At 70.8% G+C, this 15249-nt stretch carries 14 protein-coding genes and 1 pseudogene; 3 read left to right on the top strand and 12 right to left on the bottom strand.

All coding sequences use genetic code 11. The annotated features are described in order from the left end of the window. Positions 1 to 295 precede the first annotated feature (295 nt). The 3 genes and pseudogenes from ABZ154_RS16485 to ABZ154_RS16495 form a co-directional block, all read left to right on the top strand. On the top strand, positions 296 to 2296 hold the full coding sequence (locus ABZ154_RS16485; RefSeq protein ID WP_356833290.1) for a hypothetical protein: 2001 nt from the start codon (positions 296 to 298) through the stop codon (positions 2294 to 2296). Between the two features lie 33 nt (positions 2297 to 2329). After that, complete coding sequence (locus tag ABZ154_RS16490) at positions 2330 to 2929, top strand: hypothetical protein (protein ID WP_356833123.1); 600 nt, start codon at positions 2330 to 2332, stop codon at positions 2927 to 2929. 45 nt (positions 2930 to 2974) lie between these two features. Then, positions 2975 to 5171, top strand: a pseudogene (locus ABZ154_RS16495) (ABC transporter transmembrane domain-containing protein); the annotation flags it as partial. Here the strand turns inward: ABZ154_RS16495 and ABZ154_RS16500 are convergent. From ABZ154_RS16500 to ABZ154_RS16555, 12 genes are all read right to left on the bottom strand, one after another. Continuing rightward, positions 5053 to 5694: an OmpA family protein gene (locus tag ABZ154_RS16500; RefSeq protein ID WP_356833125.1), complete on the bottom strand. Its 642-nt coding sequence runs from the start codon at positions 5692 to 5694 to the stop codon at positions 5053 to 5055. The pseudogene ABZ154_RS16495 and the gene ABZ154_RS16500 sit on opposite strands and share 119 nt — an antisense overlap. A gap of 8 nt (positions 5695 to 5702) precedes the next feature. Then, complete coding sequence (locus ABZ154_RS16505; protein WP_356833127.1) at positions 5703 to 6317, bottom strand: hypothetical protein; 615 nt, start codon at positions 6315 to 6317, stop codon at positions 5703 to 5705. A gap of 29 nt (positions 6318 to 6346) precedes the next feature. Continuing rightward, positions 6347 to 6955, bottom strand: a complete 609-nt coding sequence (locus ABZ154_RS16510) for a pilus assembly protein TadG-related protein (RefSeq protein WP_356833129.1) — start codon at positions 6953 to 6955, stop codon at positions 6347 to 6349. Next, a complete protein-coding gene (locus tag ABZ154_RS16515) occupies positions 6955 to 7185 on the bottom strand; it encodes a hypothetical protein (protein WP_356833131.1) in 231 nt (76 codons plus the stop codon). Before ABZ154_RS16515 ends, ABZ154_RS16510 begins: the two co-directional genes overlap by 1 nt. Before the next feature lie 204 nt (positions 7186 to 7389). Then, positions 7390 to 8268 (bottom strand): response regulator transcription factor, encoded by an 879-nt coding sequence (locus tag ABZ154_RS16520; RefSeq protein ID WP_356833133.1) that lies wholly within the window; start codon positions 8266 to 8268, stop codon positions 7390 to 7392. Positions 8269 to 8357: 89 nt separating this feature from the next. Continuing rightward, complete coding sequence (locus ABZ154_RS16525) at positions 8358 to 9740, bottom strand: histidine kinase (protein WP_356833136.1); 1383 nt, start codon at positions 9738 to 9740, stop codon at positions 8358 to 8360. A gap of 74 nt (positions 9741 to 9814) precedes the next feature. Beyond that, a complete protein-coding gene (locus ABZ154_RS16530; protein ID WP_356833138.1) occupies positions 9815 to 10702 on the bottom strand; it encodes a DUF5936 domain-containing protein in 888 nt (295 codons plus the stop codon). A gap of 23 nt (positions 10703 to 10725) precedes the next feature. Next, on the bottom strand, positions 10726 to 11670 hold the full coding sequence (locus ABZ154_RS16535; protein ID WP_356833140.1) for a type II secretion system F family protein: 945 nt from the start codon (positions 11668 to 11670) through the stop codon (positions 10726 to 10728). A gap of 10 nt (positions 11671 to 11680) precedes the next feature. After that, on the bottom strand, positions 11681 to 13018 hold the full coding sequence (locus ABZ154_RS16540) for a CpaF family protein (protein ID WP_356833142.1): 1338 nt from the start codon (positions 13016 to 13018) through the stop codon (positions 11681 to 11683). A gap of 75 nt (positions 13019 to 13093) precedes the next feature. Continuing rightward, entirely contained in the window at positions 13094 to 13489 is a 396-nt protein-coding gene (locus tag ABZ154_RS16545) for a TadE/TadG family type IV pilus assembly protein (RefSeq protein WP_356833143.1), read from the bottom strand. Between the two features lie 3 nt (positions 13490 to 13492). Further along, positions 13493 to 13945, bottom strand: a complete 453-nt coding sequence (locus ABZ154_RS16550; protein ID WP_356833145.1) for a TadE family protein — start codon at positions 13943 to 13945, stop codon at positions 13493 to 13495. Between the two features lie 3 nt (positions 13946 to 13948). Continuing rightward, a complete protein-coding gene (locus ABZ154_RS16555; RefSeq protein ID WP_356833147.1) occupies positions 13949 to 15247 on the bottom strand; it encodes an AAA family ATPase in 1299 nt (432 codons plus the stop codon). Positions 15248 to 15249: the final 2 nt, after the last annotated feature.

Here is a 15249-nt window from a genome sequence, read left to right on the forward strand (position 1 = left end):
CTAATAATTCGCGTGCGCAAATGCAAGAGTGGGCGGCCATCGGCATCTCCGAGCGTACCGATCGGCCCACAGGTGCGGCGTGGGCCCACGGACCCACGGGCGGCCCAGAGAGCGAGGCGGGAGGCCGCGCCCGGCAGGCTTGGGCCCGGCTTTGGGGCCGGGGACCCGCGCCGGGGACGTAGCCCGGCCGTACGCTCACGGCCGACAGGCAGCACGCGCGGTGTTTTCGGGTGCCGAGTTACGGATTGCGGGTTCGGAGAGAGGATGCGCCGTGAGCGGTGGCGGAGGCGGGGGCATGGGAGACCGGAGCGCGGGCCACATACCGCCAGGACGCCGGGGCGCAGGGGACTCCGGCGCCCCGGCAGGCACGGAACCGGGCGGCCGCTTCTTCGCGTTGACCCGCAGCTGGGCGGCGGGCGCGCTGGTGTACCTCGGCACCGGATTCCTCCTGAGCCGGGTCCTGCTCGAACTGCTGGGCAGCGAGGCGCGGTTGGAGTCCTTCGGGTGGCGGCTGTCCCTGCTGCACATCCCCGCGCTCGCCGTCACCCTGCTCACCGTCCTGGCCGCCGCCCGCCTGCTCCCCGACGAACACCGCGAGTCCCGCGCCCTCTACCTGCTCGCCGCGCTGGCCGTACCGCTGGCCGGCCTGGCGTACGGCTTCGCGGTCTCGTGGGAGGCGGTGGGGATCGAGGGCGTCCTGATGCCCGTGGTGGCGATGGCCACGGGCGCGGCATCGGGGGTCGCCGTCGACCGGCTCCTGGAAGAGCGCGCCACCCGGCCCGCTCCCCCGCCGACGTACTCGTACAACTGGCGTGACAGCGGCGCCACGGCGACGGAGTACCTCGGTGTCGTGGTCCTCGTCGTGACGCTGATCGGCGCGATGGCGATGGCGGGGGTCGGCGGGCAGATCGGGGAGCGCATCCGCTGCGCGATCAGTGCGATGGCGGGTGGCGGCGGGTCGTGCGCCGCGGGCGGCGGGGACCCCGAGGCGCGACCGAGGACGGACGCCGACTACGAGCCGAAGATGTGCCAGGTGTCGTCCGTCTCCGACACCGCCGGCGGCAAGGTCAAGATCGGCTGGTTCGAGTGGGGCGAGGAGTACGGCTTCCAGCAGAAGGTCTCCCAGGCCGGCACCGACGTCAACGGGGACGGCAAGGTCGACGGGAACGACAAGGTCGTCTCCATGACGTTCACCGACGCGGCCTCCGCCGGTGTCACGGCCAGCACGCCCGGCGTGAAGCTCGGGAAGATCGGCAAGGCCGACGTCGACATCGGTGGCGGCATCAAGATCACGAACGGTGACACCTGGATCTTCGCGAGCGAAGAAGAGGCGCAGAAGATGCGGGACGACATCGAGGAGATGAAGATGTGGGAGACCGCCACCAAACACGGCGGCGGGTACGGGGGCAACTGGTACTCCGGCATGAAGTGGGCGGAGAAGAAGGAAGACATCGAGCGGAAGATCGGCGACAAGAAGATCTCGTACTCGACGGTCGGCCTCAACGCCTACGCGGACGGCGGCCTGTCCGTCAAGGGCGGCGACGAGGAAGAACTCGGCGCCAAACTGGGCGGCAAGGCGAAGTTCTCGCCCGAGGTGACGATCACCAAGGACGACGTGAGCGGCAACGAGTCGTACACGTACACCGCCAAGCTCGAACTCGAGGGCAAGCTCAGCGGAAACACGGGCCCGCTGAAGGGCACGCTGAGCGGCAAGCAGAACCGTACCGGCGCCATCACCGTCACCCGCGACCAGAAGACCGGGAAGATCGTCCGCATCGACATGACGCAGACGGTGGAGAGCGGCTCGACCTCCGGCAAGGTCGAAGTGGGCGGCGACAACGGCGAGTCGGGCGCGGACAAGCGCGGCGGCAAGGGCAGCGCGTCGGACTCGTCGGGCGAGACCGGCATCGACGTGGTGACGAACTCGATCGTCTTCGGCAAGGAGAGCGACGCGGCCACCGAGGCGAAGCGGGCCGTCGCCGAGCAGTGGCTGGACGGCTCCGGCAACAACACCGCCCCGTTCGCGTACCTCTTCGGCGACCGCGGCATGGAGACGCGCCCCACGGGCAACGACCCCTTCGAACAGCTCATGTTCGAGGACGGCCTGTCCAGCACGATGCGCTACCTCGGGGAGACGGACGCCCAGGAGTTCGGCTTCGAGATCTCGCTCGGGATGAGCCTCGGGTTCTCGCTCTCCGACGAGCAGAAGAAGCAGACGCTGACGGACGCGCGGTTCCTGGGGGCGCCGCGGGGTGACGGACGCACGTATCTTCCGTACAGCTACTGCGCGAACTGACGGCCACCGCTCGCACGGTGGGCCTGAGAGGCGATGACGATGACGAGAAGGCATCACACGAACAGGCGGGCCGCGGCGGCCGTCCTGGGACTGTCGCTCCTCCTGGCGCCGGCCGGCTGCGGCGACGACGCCGACGGCAAGGCCTCGGTCCCGGAGGGCTGGTCCACCCTGGTCACGGACAGCCTGAGCGTCGGCTACCCGAAGGACCAGGGGTATGCGGAGCAGCCGGCGGCCGAGCGGAGCAGGAACAACGCGGCGGTGGCGCTGAAGGTGGAGGACGGCATCCGCACGGGCATGGTCTCCGTCCAGCTGGACTTCGCCACGGGCGTGAGCGACGCGGCCGAGGCGGCGGCCGCGGCGGGCGCGGGAATCGGCCTGGGCTCCACGCGCAAGGCGACGCAGGACGTCCGCCTGGCAGGCCCGGCGAAGGCCCGGGACGCCCGCCGCATCGACTACGACTTCACGGCCGACGGCAAGGAGGACACCCCGAACAGGGGCACTCCGATGACGGGGGTCCTGGTGGCGGGCGTGGACTCGGGGGGCGTGCCGTTCGTGGTGCGGCTGAACGCGGTGAAGGACGCGGTGGACGGGGAGGACCTGGAGGCGTTCGTGGGGTCGATCACGGTGAAGTAGGGGTACGGCCGCTCATACGGTGAGGAGTACGCCCCCGCCGGACCGGCGCCGCTGGAACACGCGGTCCCCCTCGGGGCCGGGCGTGGCACCGGTGTCCTTTCCGCGGCGCCTTTGGACGGCCGCCCCGGCGCCGCCCCCGGCGAGGCCGTGTCCGACGACGACGTGCTGTGGCTGCCGGTCCCGCCGGGGAGCGTGCAGTACGGCGCGTCCTACGGCGCGGAGGCCGCCGGGGATCTGCTGATGGACGCGCCGCTGTGGCAGCGGATGGTGGACCCGCTGTACCGGCTGCTCACCGCCGTAGACCGCTGGATCGAGCAGGTGGAGCGCGCCCACGAGGACCGTACGGCCGCCGGTACGCGCGCGGGCGAGGCGGTCCGGGCGAGCGCCGACCCGGCGCTGCTGGCCTCGATCGGGCGGCCGGGCGGCGGTGCAGGGGCCGCCGGCGGCCCGGCGGCCGGAGACGACGCGACGTACGCCGTGTGCCGACGGGTGGCGGCGGCGTCGGGATCACCCCGACCGAGCCGCCGAAGGGCCCGGCCGGGGAGAGCGACCGCATCGGCGCGGTGGACGCATCGCGCTCGGGTCCCGGGTCCGTACCCGTGCCGTACGGCTCGGCGGGGCCTGGTGGCGCAATGACGCGGGCCCGCTGGTCGGACAGCGCGCCAAGTCCGGGTCGCCGGTCGCGCTGCTGTGGCGGCGGGGCCGGTACGAGGCGGTCAACCCGGCCACAGGCAGCCGGATCCGGGGCGACGAGGACAACGCGGAGGACTTCACGCCGCGGGCGGTGATGTTCTACCGGCCGCTGCCCGAGAAGCCTATGCGCACGGCCCGGCTGCTGCTGTTCAGCCTGCGGGGCACGCGGACGGACCTGCGTAACCTCCTCATCAGCGGGCTGGTGACGGTCGGGCTCGGCGCTCTGGTGCCGAGCACGACCGGACAGATTCTCGGTACGTTCGTGCCCCGGGCGCAGACGGACCTGATCGCACAGGTGTGCCTTGTCCTGATGATCACGAGCGTCGTCGGCGCCACGTTCATGCTGCTGCAGAGCCTGACGCTGCTGCGGATGGAGGACCGGACCGAGAGCACGTTGCAACCGGCCGTCCGGTACCGGCTGCTGGGGCTGCCTGCGAAGTTCTTCACCGAGCGTTCGACGGGCGAACTGGCGAGCGCCGCCATGGAGATCAGCGCGATCCGGCGGGTACTGGCCGGGGTGGGCCCGGTGGTCGTGCAGGCGGGGACGGCGGGGGCGGTGAACCTCGGGCTGCTGCTCTTCCGCAGCGTGCCGCTGGCGCTGGCGGCGATCGGCATGCTCGTCGTCATCGCCGCCGTGTTCCTGGCGCAGGGCCTGTGGCAACTGCGCTGGCAGCGAGGGCTGGTGAAGCTGAACAACCGGATCACCAACCATGCGTTCCAGACCTTGCGGGGGCTGCCAAGCTGCGCGTCGCCGCCGCCGAGAGCTTCCCGTACGCCGCCTGGGCCCGGGAGTTCGCGCGCTCGCGGGAGATGCACCAGCGGGTGGAGCGGATCAGGGACATCACCACGGTCCTCGACTCGGTGTATCTGCCGCTCTGTTCGCTCGTCATGTTCATGCTGCTGGTAGGTCCCGCGCGCGGGACGATGTCGGCCGGGGCGTTCCAGACCTTCAGCACGTCGGTGACGATGCTGCTGACGTCGGTGACCCAGTTGACCGGCGCCCCTGGTGTCGGCGGCCGCCGCCCTGCCGATGTTCGAGCCGGTGAGGCCGGTTCTGGAGGAGACCCCCGAGGTGAAGGCCGCGAGCGCCCGGCCCGGCGTGCTGTCCGGCGGGATCGAAGCGCGGCCCCGCCTCGACGCCACCCGCCTGGTGATCGCGCACCGGCTCTCCACGGTCATGGACGCGGACCGGGTGATCGTGATGGCGCAGCGGCCGGATCGGCGAACAGGCGCGGCCTGTCGACCTGTTGGCGAGGGCGGGGGCCCTCTGCACGAGCTGGTGCGGCGGCAGCTGGCGTGTTGGGCGGGGCCCGGCACGCGAGGTCGTCGCACGCCGGGCCCGGCTGCTTGGTCCGTCAGGTCCGTCAGGTCCGTCAGGTCCGTCAGGTCCCAGGTCCGTCAGATCCCAGGTCCGTCAGATCCGTTACGGCTCAGGAGCCCTCGCCGCGAGGGAAGGAGACCTCCACGCGGCGGTTCTTCTTCCGGCCCTCTTCGTTGCTGTTGCTGGCGATCGGGTACTGCTCGCCGTAGCCCCGGATCTCGTACGTGATCGTGGGGCCGAGCGCCTTGGAGAGAACCCCGTGCACGGCGTCGGCGCGCTTCTTGGAGAGCACGTCGCCGTGGGCGGAGGAGCCGAGGTTGTCGGTGAAGCCGAAGACGCGGACCTTGGTGGCGTTCTGCTTCTTGACCTCGTCGGCGATGGCGGCGATACGGGCGTTGGCGGCCGAGCTCAGCTTCGCGCTGTCCTTGCCGAAGAGGACTTCCGCCTGGAGCGCGAACTTGATGTCGGCGTTGCTGTCCTCGCGGCGCTCCTCGCCGCCCAGGTCTTCTACTACCTGCACGATGTCGAGGACCTTGGCGGGCCCCAACGTGCCGCCGTCGGGCATCTTGAGGTCCGGGTCGTTGGCGTCGACCTCCACCGGAGGGACCGACTGGGCCTCCGTGCCGGGTGGAACGCTGGGCCCGTCGTCGGCCAGGGCGGGCGTCGCCCCGAACAGCGTGAGACTCGCGACGACCAGGAACGAGGCGGCCGACAGGCCCGCCGGCCTCGTGCGGGTGCGTGTGTGCGTCATGTCGGCCGTCACCCGGAGATCTTGAGGGACGTCGTCCCGAAGGTCGGGAGGGTGAAGTCGACCTCCGTCGTCGTACTGGGCGGCGACGGGAACTGCATGAAGACCGGCGTGGAGCGGCCCCCGACGAGAGGGGGAATGCCCGTCGTGCACAGGCAGCGGCTCTCGGTGTCCCGCAGGACGTAGTAGCGCTTCTTCCCCTCCTTGTCGACCAGCGTGGCACCCGCGACCGAGTTGGGGTTCTTTGCGGCCAGCAAACTCTCGGCACCCACCCAGCCGATGGAGTTGCGCGTCTGTTCGCTGTCGTTGGTGATCGTGCCCTGGACGGTGACGAAACCTCCGGAATCACGCTTGGCCTGATGGATGACGAGCGTCAGGCCTTCGCCACGGGCCTCGGCCAGCTTCACGTCCGGATCCACTTCCTCCCCGGCAGCCGTACCCGGCTCCGGCTCCCCCTTGTCCTCCGAGGTAGGACTTGCTGTCGGGGCGGACGGCTTCGTAGAACCTGCGCTCGGCGCGTCACCGCCGTCCTCACCACCGCAGCCGGCAAGGGCAAGGGCGAAGGCAGCCGTCATCGCCACTGCCACCGTCGTCCTTCTGGTTGTTGTGGTGTACCGCATGCTCATGGTCCGATTCCTTTACTCGTCGTTCGCTGTCACTGGTCGACCAACCGCACGTCGAAGAGGATCTTGCTCACCGTGGACCATGGCGGAGGGCTGCCCGGCGCGATTTCCACCACTCGGCCGTTCGAGCACGTGAAGACGAACAGGTCCTGGACACCGTCACTATTGACATCCACGGCCTTCCAGTCGGGGCAGCGGAACTCGATCAGAGCGGTGGCCTTGGCCTTGGCGAACGTGTTCTTTGTACCGGGAATGACCGGCGAGTCCACCGGCTTGCGCCCCTCGACCTCGACCGTGATCCGGTCGCGCAAATAGCCGTACACGGGGTAGCAGGCACGCCCGTCGGCACGGTTGGCGGAAGCCAGCCTCTCCGCCTCGGCGCAGGGCGGGGCGAACGGGGAGCCCAGGAAAAGTGCCAGGGTGTTGCCCGGCAGCGAGGCGAAGAACCCCGGGCCCATCTCGGTACGGGCGCGTTGTGCGGCGGCCAGAGCGGCCGCATCCGCGGCGCCCTGGGACCCGTTACGCAAGGCGGATGCCTTGCCGACGGCGAAGAAGGCGAACGCAAGGAAGAGCAGGCCCGCCACCATCACTATGTAGATGGGGAAGGCCTGCCCTGCGTCGCCGCGGAAGCGACGACTCATCACTGCGTCGTGATGGAGGTCACCAGATTGCTGATGCGCGTGGAGATCGCGGTGCCGATGCCCGTCGCCACGATCGCGCCGATGATCGCCACGACGACCAGAATGATGCCCAGGTACTCGAACGCCGTCTGCCCCCGGTCCTTGTCCGCGTAGCGCTTCTGGATGGCGCTGACGGCCGTGCTGGCCCAGCCGTTGACGCGGACGGCGGCCTTCAGGGTGATGTCCGGCATGGTGTTCCCCTCCTGGTTGGGCCGACCGTGTGCCGGCCGACTCGGGCGTTTCTGCGGTGCCGTCCCCGGTACCGGCTTCCTCCTGGCCGGTGCCGGGGGCGACGTGAGAAACATAGGAGGGAACCGCCGCACGCTCAGAGGGTCCGTGGGCCCATTCCCGGGCCCAAAAGGTCTCCTGGGCCCCCTCATCGGGCATCCCGGCGGTCATGGGTGCCGTCCGGGGTCCCGGGGTGCCGTGCCGAGCCAGCGGGCGATCGCCTCGCTGCGGCTGGCGCTGTGGAGCTTGGTGAAGATGCGGTTGATGTGGTTCTTGACGGTCTTCTCGCTGATGAAACAGGTGGCGGCGATCTGCTGATTACTCATTCCGGACGCAATCAGCTCCATGACCTCCACCTCCCTCGAACTCAGCCCGTACTGCTGCCTGTTGGGGGAGAAGACCGACCCCCCGGTTACAGAAGACTGTCCCACAAGAGGTTGCAGTTGCGAAAGGCTTTCGGAATGTTCTCGCTGTCGTGAGGGCGTCTGGACGGGCGCCGTCGTGAGTGCCGCGCCCAGGCCGTCGGGCAGGGGGGTGCGGTTCGGGGCCGTGCCGTGGCGCATGTGGGCCAGCAGGGCGTCGGCGGCCGTGGCGGTGAAGTTGGCGCGGCCGTTCCTCGTGTCCCGTACCGCCTGGACCAGCTGGTCCGCCGTGAACTCGCCGTGCACCAGGTAGCCGCCGGCCCCCAGGCGCAGGGCCTCGTGGACGATCTCGCTCTCCCTGCTGTACGTCAGCATCAGCACGGGCGCGATGCCCACCAGGTGCGGCAGCGCCGAGATGCCGTCCACGCCGGGCATACGGACGTCCAGCAGGACCACGTCCGGGCGGTGGTGCAGCGTCTTCTCATACGCCTCCCGGCCGTCCGCCGCCTCCGCGACGACCTGGATGTCTGCCCGGCCCGAGAGCAGGACGCCCAGGCCGGCCCGGACCACGGGGTTGTCGTCGGCCACCACCACCCGGAGCCTGGTCGTGGCGGGAGCGGGGGGCAGGGCGGGGGGACCGGTCGCGGGGTGCGGGGGGGCTGGTTCGAAGACGTCGTCCGGCATGCTGCGGCCTCCTCTCTGAGTCGGGATCACAGGGGTTAAGGGGGTTACGGGGGTTACGGGGGTTATGGGGCTTACGGAGGTCGTGGGGGTCACGAGGATGACAAGTGGGGGGTGGCGGCGGAGGCCGGGGCGCGTGGGAGGTCCGGGGCGGGCACGAACGGAGGCGGGGGCTGGGACGGTGGCGCCAGCGCCGCCAGTGGGAGTTCCACCCGCACCTCCGTCCCCCGCTCCGCCTTGCCCCGGCCGATCCGGATACGGGCTCCGATCGACGCCGCGCGCTCCACCATGCCGACCAGGCCGAAGTGGCCCGCCCGGCGCAGGCCCTCCAGGGTGGTCCCGGCGGGGAGGCCGCGGCCGTCGTCGTACACGCTCACCCTCAGCACGTCGCCCTTCACCCCGGCCAGGACGACCAGGTACGTGGGGCCCGCGTGGCGGTTCGCGTTCTCCAGGGCCTCCGAGGCGACCCTGAGGAGCTGGCGGGCCACCGCCTGGGGGACGGGCGGGACAGGAGTGTTCTCGGACAGGCGTCGGAACGTCGCCGTGACGGGGTGGCGGGCGGTGAAGTCCGCCGCCTGGGCCGCCAGTTCCGTGACGATGTCCACGCCGCCCTCCAGCCCCTGTTCGCGGCGCAGGTCCGTGAGCAGCTCCCTCGACTCGGCGGCGGCCCTGCGCGCGGCTCGGGCGACCAGTTCCGCCTGGTGCCGCACTGTCGGCGGGTCCATCCGGCCGGCCGAGCGCGCCAGGCCGTCGGCGGCCAGGGCCAGGCCGTGCAGGGTCTTGGCGACCGAGTCGTGCATCTCCCGCGCCAGGCGGGTGCGTTCGCCCTCCACCGCCTCGTTCACCGCCAGCCGCGCCCGGGTCTCGGTGAGCGCCTGTGTGGCCGTCCCGAACCGCAGGAGCAGGTTGCGCAGGGTGACCCCCACCGCCCCGGCGATCACGCAGAAGCCGGGGAGGAGAAGTCCCGTCGCCCCACCCGCCTCCAGCTTCGGGACACTCGTGTACACGCCTAAGACGATCACCACCTGGAGCGCCGCGAACACCGCCGCCCCGCGCCAGCCATGGACCAGGCCGGCCAGCAGCGGGGTGCAGACCGTGACGTACGCGAGGGTCGACTCGGGGGTCGCCGTGATCAGCAGGAGCGAGCCGAAGGACACGTCGACGGCGAGCAGCCAGGGGTGGCGCAGGAGGACGGGGCCGAAGCGTTCCCAGTCGCGGAACAGGACGTACGAGCCCATGAAGGTGACCAGGACCGCCGAGCCGATGAACCAGGTGGGCAGGCCGGGGGCGGTGTGGCCGATGGCGTACGGGGTCGCGATCGCGATCATCGCCAGCCGGAAGCCGAAGACCTGGCGGCACATGGCCTGGAGGGCGTTGACCTGGATGGCGAAGGCCGGGGCTGCCGGGGTGCCGGTGTGGGCCCGGGTCAGGTCCGCGGTCAGGCCCGGCTGGGAACCGCTCAGTTGATACGCCATGTTCCTGTCACCTCCGTCTCGTTCCCCTCAACGCTCCGCTGCCCCCGTCGTCCCCATCCCTCCCGCCGTTCATGTCAGCCGCCCGTGAGAAACGAGAAGTCGACATCGGCCCCGTACACGAACCCGACCGTGAGGAGGACGAGCGTGCCGGGCAGCAGGAACGACGTCACCGCGAACGTCGCCTTCGGGACCGCCTTGGCCGCCTTGCGGCGGGCGTTCTGGGCGTCGGTGCGGCGCATGTCGTTGGCGATCTGGATGAGTGTTTCGACGATGGGCGCTCCCAGTTCCTCGCCCTGCTGGAGCGTGGTGACGAACATCGCGACCTGCTCCGAGTCGTTGCGCCGGCGCAGCTCCTCGAAGGCCTGGCGGCGGCTGACGCCCATGTCCATCTGGCGCAGGGTGATGCGTAGTTCGTCGGACCAGGGGCCCTCGTACTTCTCCGCCACCCGGTCCAGCGCCTGCCGGAAGCCGAGGCCGGCGGAGACGACGACGGCGAGGACGTCCAGGAAGTCCGGCAGGGTGCGTTCGATGTGCTCGCGGCGCACCCGGATCGCCGACCAGATGCCCGCCTCCACCCAGAACAGGCCGAACGCGACCATGAGGAGGGCGAAGAAGAGCTGGCCGCGCAGGAGCATGGAGAAGGCGCCGAGGAGGCCCAGTGCTCCGTAGACCGCCCGGCGGGCCGCGTAACGGTCGATGGTGAGGCCGCCCGGGTTTCCGGCCAGGTCGATCTGACGGCGCTTCTTGTTGACCGCCTTGGGGCCCATCATCCGCAGCACCATCGGGGCCCAGCGGATGCCGAGCCGGTCGATGCCGGAGCCCACCGCGCTGGTCCGCGAGGAGCCGGACTCGAGCGCGACGGCGAGGTCGCCGGGAAGCTTGGCGTCGGCCCGGTACATCCGGACGCCGTGGATGGCCCCGTAGACGGCGAGGCCGACGACCAGGGCTAGCAGCAGGTCCATGTCCGTCCCCCTTCTTCCTGGTGTCAGACGTCGATGCGGGACAGGCGGCGGATGACCACGAACCCGATCGCGTACAGGGCGATGGCCACGACCACCGCGGCCTGGCCGATGAAGGCGCCGGTCATGCGGTCCAGGGCGCCGGGCATGACCGCGTTCATCAGGAGCATCGCGCCGACACCGAAGGCGGGCACGGCGTAGGCGGTGACGGTGACCTGGGAGAGCTGGGTCTTGACCTCGCGGCGGGTCTCCTTGCGCTCCTCCAGGGTCTCGGTGAGGTTGCGCAGCGAGCTGACGACCGTACCGCCGGCCCGGTTGGAGAGGACCAGCGTGGTGACCAGGACGACCAGTTCGCGGGAGGGGAGCCGGTCCGTCAGCTCGCTCAGCGCCTCGTCCAGGGACTCCCCGACGGCAAGACGTCGAGCTACGCGGGCCAGTTCCTCGCCCGCCGGGTCCTCCAGCTCCTCCGCCGCCATGGAGAGCGCGGTGCGCAGGGCCAGGCCCGCCTGGGTGGCGTTGGCCAGGATGCGGGAGAGCTCGGGGAGCTGGTTGATGAAACGTTCGGTGCGCTTGGTCCGCTGCCAGTTGAGGAAGGCGTTGGTGCCCCACAGGCCGATCAGCGCGGCGACCGGGCCGAAGAAGGCCGCGAGCATGGAGGAGGCGATCATCCACAGCCCGGCCATCGCCAGCAGCGCGTAGACGAAGAACTCGCCGGGGGTGAGCTCCATGCCGGTCGCCGCGAGCTTCAGCTCCAGTTTCCGGCCGAGCGCGGTGGCCCGCAGCCGCCGGTCCACGCCCCTGAACCGGCGGCGCCGGCCCGTCTCGGGGACCTGGCCGACGTGGGAGAGCCGCTCGACGAGCGCGTCGCGGTCGGCCTTGCCGCCGGAGTAGGCGTACAGGCCCGTCACGCCGAGCACGCAGGCGATCAGGGTGGCGCCGACGGTGAGCAGGGGGAGGTTGACGTTGTCCATGGCTCGTTACCTAGTTGGCCTCTCGGATGGCGAGCTGTTCGGCGCTCTCCGCGATGCCGAACGCCTGCGGAATGGGCTGGCTCGCCATGTAGAGACGGTCGGCGACCCTGCGGGGCAGCGGCAGGTACCGGAAGCGGCCGTGGATGCGGCCGTCCGCCGCCATCGGCTGCCCGTCGAACCGGGCCACCGTGACGATCCGGTACGGGTCGCGGCCGTGCGAGTCGAGCACCGCGATCTCGGTGATCTTCCTGGTGCCGTCGGCGTGCCGGGTGAGCTGGACGATCACGTCGACGGCGCTGTTGATCTGGTCGTGCAGCGCCTCGAAGGGGATCTCCACCTCGGACATCGAGGCGAGGGTCTGCAGACGCATCAGCGCGTCCTCGGCGTTGTTGGCGTGGACGGTGGCGAGCGAGCCGTCGTGGCCGGTCGACATCGCCTGGAGCATGTCGAGGGACTCGCCGCCGCGGACCTCACCGACGACGATGCGGTCGGGGCGCATACGCAGGGAGTTGCGGACCAGGTCGCGGATGGTGATCTGGCCCTTGCCCTCGACGTTGGCCGGGCGGGACTCCAGCCGGATCACATGGTTCTGCTGGAGCTGGAGTTCGGCGGAGTCCTCGATGGTGACGATGCGCTCGGTGTTGGGGATCAGCCCGGAGAGCGCGTTGAGGAGCGTCGTCTTTCCGGTGCCGGTGGCGCCCGAGACGATGATGTTGAACTTGGCCTGGACGAGCCCGGCGAGCAGGATCAGCATCTGCTCGTCCAGCGAACCGAAGCCGATCATCTCCTGGAGGGTGAAGGAGCGCGGGAAGCGGCGGATGGTGAGCGTGGCGCCGGTCAGGGAGAGCGGCGGGATGATCACGTTGACACGTTCACCGCTGGGGAGCCGCGCGTCGACCATCGGATTCGACTCGTCCACACGGCGGTTCACGGTCGACACGATGCGTTCGATGGTCTGCATCAGCTGCTCGTGCGAGCCGAAGCGCATCGGGAGCTGCTCGACCTTGCCGCTGCGCTCGACGAAGATCTGGTCCGGGCCGTTCACCATGATCTCGGTGATCGACGCGTCCTCCAGGAGCGGTTCCAGGATGCCGAGGCCGAGCGCCTCGTCCACGACGCGCCGGATCAGCTGCGAGCGCTCGACGGTGGAGAGGACCGGGCCCTCGCGGCTGATGATGTGGCCGAGTACGCGCTCCAGACGGGCCCGCCGGTCGGCGGCGGCCAGCGAGGACATCTCCGCGAGGTCGATCTCCTCCAGGAGCTTGGCCCGGTAGGTGGCCACCATGTGGCCGTCCTCCCGTGCGCCGCCGTGCTCGTCCGGGGCGGTCATGCGTGCCCGCAGGCTCATCTGCCCAACTCTCCTCGGTGTCGCGGATGGTGCTGTTCCTCCGGCCGGCCCAGGGCGTCCGTGCCGTCCGTGGCGCTACTCCCGCGGCATCGTGGCACTCCGCTTCGCCCACCAGCCGTCCAGGCCGGGGACGACCAGGGGGACCTTGACCTCGACCGTGACGGTGATGTCCCGGCCGCCGCTCTGGGCGTAACGGAACCCGCCGTCGCCCAGCCAGCCGCTCACCGCGCTGCGGGCCGTCGACCGCGGGTCGCCGTGGGCGTCGTAGCTGGCCGCCGTACGGGCTCCGGCGCGTGCGGCCGTGCCCGCCTGGTTGGCGGCGTAGGCGGCGAGGCCGAGCTGGAGGGCCCCCATGGCGACGAGGAGCAGGAGGGGGAGGAAGCCGAGGTACTCCATGGCTACCTGGCCCCGGTCCCGGTCCTTCCTGGCTCGCCCGGCCCGGAGGCGTGCGCTGAACGGCATGGTCGTCATCACTCAGTCCTCCAGCGCCGATCCGGCTTCGCCCGTGATGGGGATGTCGAGGTTGAACAGGCCGGGCACCAGCACCGGCACCTTGAGCGTCACCTTCGCCTCGTAGAGGCCCGAGCCCCGGCCGCAGCTCACCCGGGCCGCACTCGACCAGGCGTCGGGCAGGTCCTCCATCGCACCCGCCCGGCACGCCGCGCCCGCCCCGTACTCCGCTCCGCTCCCCTTGCGCGCGCCCACGTCCGCCGCGTTGCCCGCGAGGCTGAAGGTGTAACCGATCAGGGCGCACTCCCAGAGCACGAGCATGATCAGGATGATGAAGGGGGTCATGCCCAGGAACTCGACCGCGGTCTGCCCCCGGTCATCCCCCCGGAGGCGCCGAAGACGCCTGGGGCCGGGGCGCTCCCGGAGGTCCCTGAGCCCCCGTATGCCTGTGCGGGCCGTCCTTGTGGTGGTCGTCATCGCTCAACGTGTCCCCTCGGCGTCTGCGGGCCCGCCGCGCCGGCGGCGCGGGCGTCCGACGGAGCCCCGGTCGTTCTTGAAGGTGCCGCTGTTCCTCTTGGCCAGGGCGCCGCCCTTCTTGGGCGTAGCGCTCGCTTTGACGATGCCCAGCTCTCCGGCCAGACCCCACAGGGCCTGCTTGACGGTGCTCTTGGCGTCCAGTTCGTGCAGGCGGCCGGAGTCGACGGCGGCCTGGAGCTCCTTGAAGTTGGCGGGGACCGCCGCCGCGGCGACCCGGGTGCCGGTGATCTTCTGGATCAGCGGTGGCTGGATCTCGGTGTTGCGGGTGAAGCGGTTGACGAGGGTGACCGTCTCCTCGGCCTTGCGGATCTGGAGCCGTTCCCACATCCGTACGACGCGTTTCGCGCCGCGCACCGCGACCACGTCCGGGGTCGTCACCAGCAGGGCCGTGTCCGCCATCTCGATGGCCGCCGCGTTGGCCCCGTTCATCTGGCCGCCGCAGTCGATGACGACGATCTCGTACCGGGAGCGCAGGGCGCTGACGATCTGGCGGGCCGAGCGGTCGCTGACCTCCTCGCCGCGTTCGCCCTCGCCGGGGGCCAGCAGCAGCGCGAGGCCGGTGGAGTGGGAGAAGACGGCGTCGGCGAGCACCCGGGGGGAGATGTCGGTGATCAGGGCGAGGTCGACGAGGGAGCGCCGGAACTGTACGTCGAGGAAGGAGGCGATGTCCCCGGTCTGGAGGTCCATGTCGACCAGAGCGACGGTGTGGCCGGACGCCTGGGCGGCCAGGGCGAGCTGAATGGCGGTGACGGTGGCGCCGACGCCGCCCTTGGCACCGGTGACCGTGACGACCGTGCCGCCGGGGCCGGCGAAGACATCGCCGGCGGAGGAGAGGTGGCGGCGTACGCCGGTGGACCACTGGGCTGCCGCCTGGACCCGGTTGGCGAGCTCCTCGTATCCCACCGGCAGGGTGACCAGGCCGCGGGCGCCGGAGTCCATCGCGTCGGCGAAGAGCTGGGGACCGGCATCCGTGGTGATCATGACGACCCCGACGGAGGGGAACCGCAGGGACACCTCCCGGATCAGCTCAAGGGCCGGGACCGGGCCGATCCGCTCGTGCACCAGCACCACTTCGGGCAGCTCGTCCAGGGCCTCGCCCGCGAGGCGGGCCAGGGTGTCGATCAGCTGGGTCGAGTCGGTGACCGGGCCCGCCGGTTCGGCGTCGGGCAGCTGGCTGAGCAGAGTGGTGAGGGAGCGGGCCGCGTCGGGGTCGCCCACCGCCGGGAGGATTCTGGTGGTCATCC

Origin of the sequence: Streptomyces sp. NPDC006261, from assembly GCF_040613515.1 — a bacterium.
Lineage (GTDB): Bacteria > Actinomycetota > Actinomycetes > Streptomycetales > Streptomycetaceae > Streptomyces.

Coding starts and splice junctions, on each gene's coding strand:
- ABZ154_RS16485 (WP_356833290.1), top strand. CDS start 296: ATGGGAGACCGGAGCGCGGGCCACATACCGCCAGGACGCCGGGGCGCA.
- ABZ154_RS16490 (WP_356833123.1), top strand. CDS start 2,330: ATGACGATGACGAGAAGGCATCACACGAACAGGCGGGCCGCGGCGGCC.
- ABZ154_RS16500 (WP_356833125.1), bottom strand. CDS start 5,694: ATGACGCACACACGCACCCGCACGAGGCCGGCGGGCCTGTCGGCCGCC.
- ABZ154_RS16505 (WP_356833127.1), bottom strand. CDS start 6,317: ATGAGCATGCGGTACACCACAACAACCAGAAGGACGACGGTGGCAGTG.
- ABZ154_RS16510 (WP_356833129.1), bottom strand. CDS start 6,955: ATGAGTCGTCGCTTCCGCGGCGACGCAGGGCAGGCCTTCCCCATCTAC.
- ABZ154_RS16515 (WP_356833131.1), bottom strand. CDS start 7,185: ATGCCGGACATCACCCTGAAGGCCGCCGTCCGCGTCAACGGCTGGGCC.
- ABZ154_RS16520 (WP_356833133.1), bottom strand. CDS start 8,268: ATGCCGGACGACGTCTTCGAACCAGCCCCCCCGCACCCCGCGACCGGT.
- ABZ154_RS16525 (WP_356833136.1), bottom strand. CDS start 9,740: ATGGCGTATCAACTGAGCGGTTCCCAGCCGGGCCTGACCGCGGACCTG.
- ABZ154_RS16530 (WP_356833138.1), bottom strand. CDS start 10,702: ATGGACCTGCTGCTAGCCCTGGTCGTCGGCCTCGCCGTCTACGGGGCC.
- ABZ154_RS16535 (WP_356833140.1), bottom strand. CDS start 11,670: ATGGACAACGTCAACCTCCCCCTGCTCACCGTCGGCGCCACCCTGATC.
- ABZ154_RS16540 (WP_356833142.1), bottom strand. CDS start 13,018: ATGAGCCTGCGGGCACGCATGACCGCCCCGGACGAGCACGGCGGCGCA.
- ABZ154_RS16545 (WP_356833143.1), bottom strand. CDS start 13,489: ATGACGACCATGCCGTTCAGCGCACGCCTCCGGGCCGGGCGAGCCAGG.
- ABZ154_RS16550 (WP_356833145.1), bottom strand. CDS start 13,945: ATGACGACCACCACAAGGACGGCCCGCACAGGCATACGGGGGCTCAGG.
- ABZ154_RS16555 (WP_356833147.1), bottom strand. CDS start 15,247: ATGACCACCAGAATCCTCCCGGCGGTGGGCGACCCCGACGCGGCCCGC.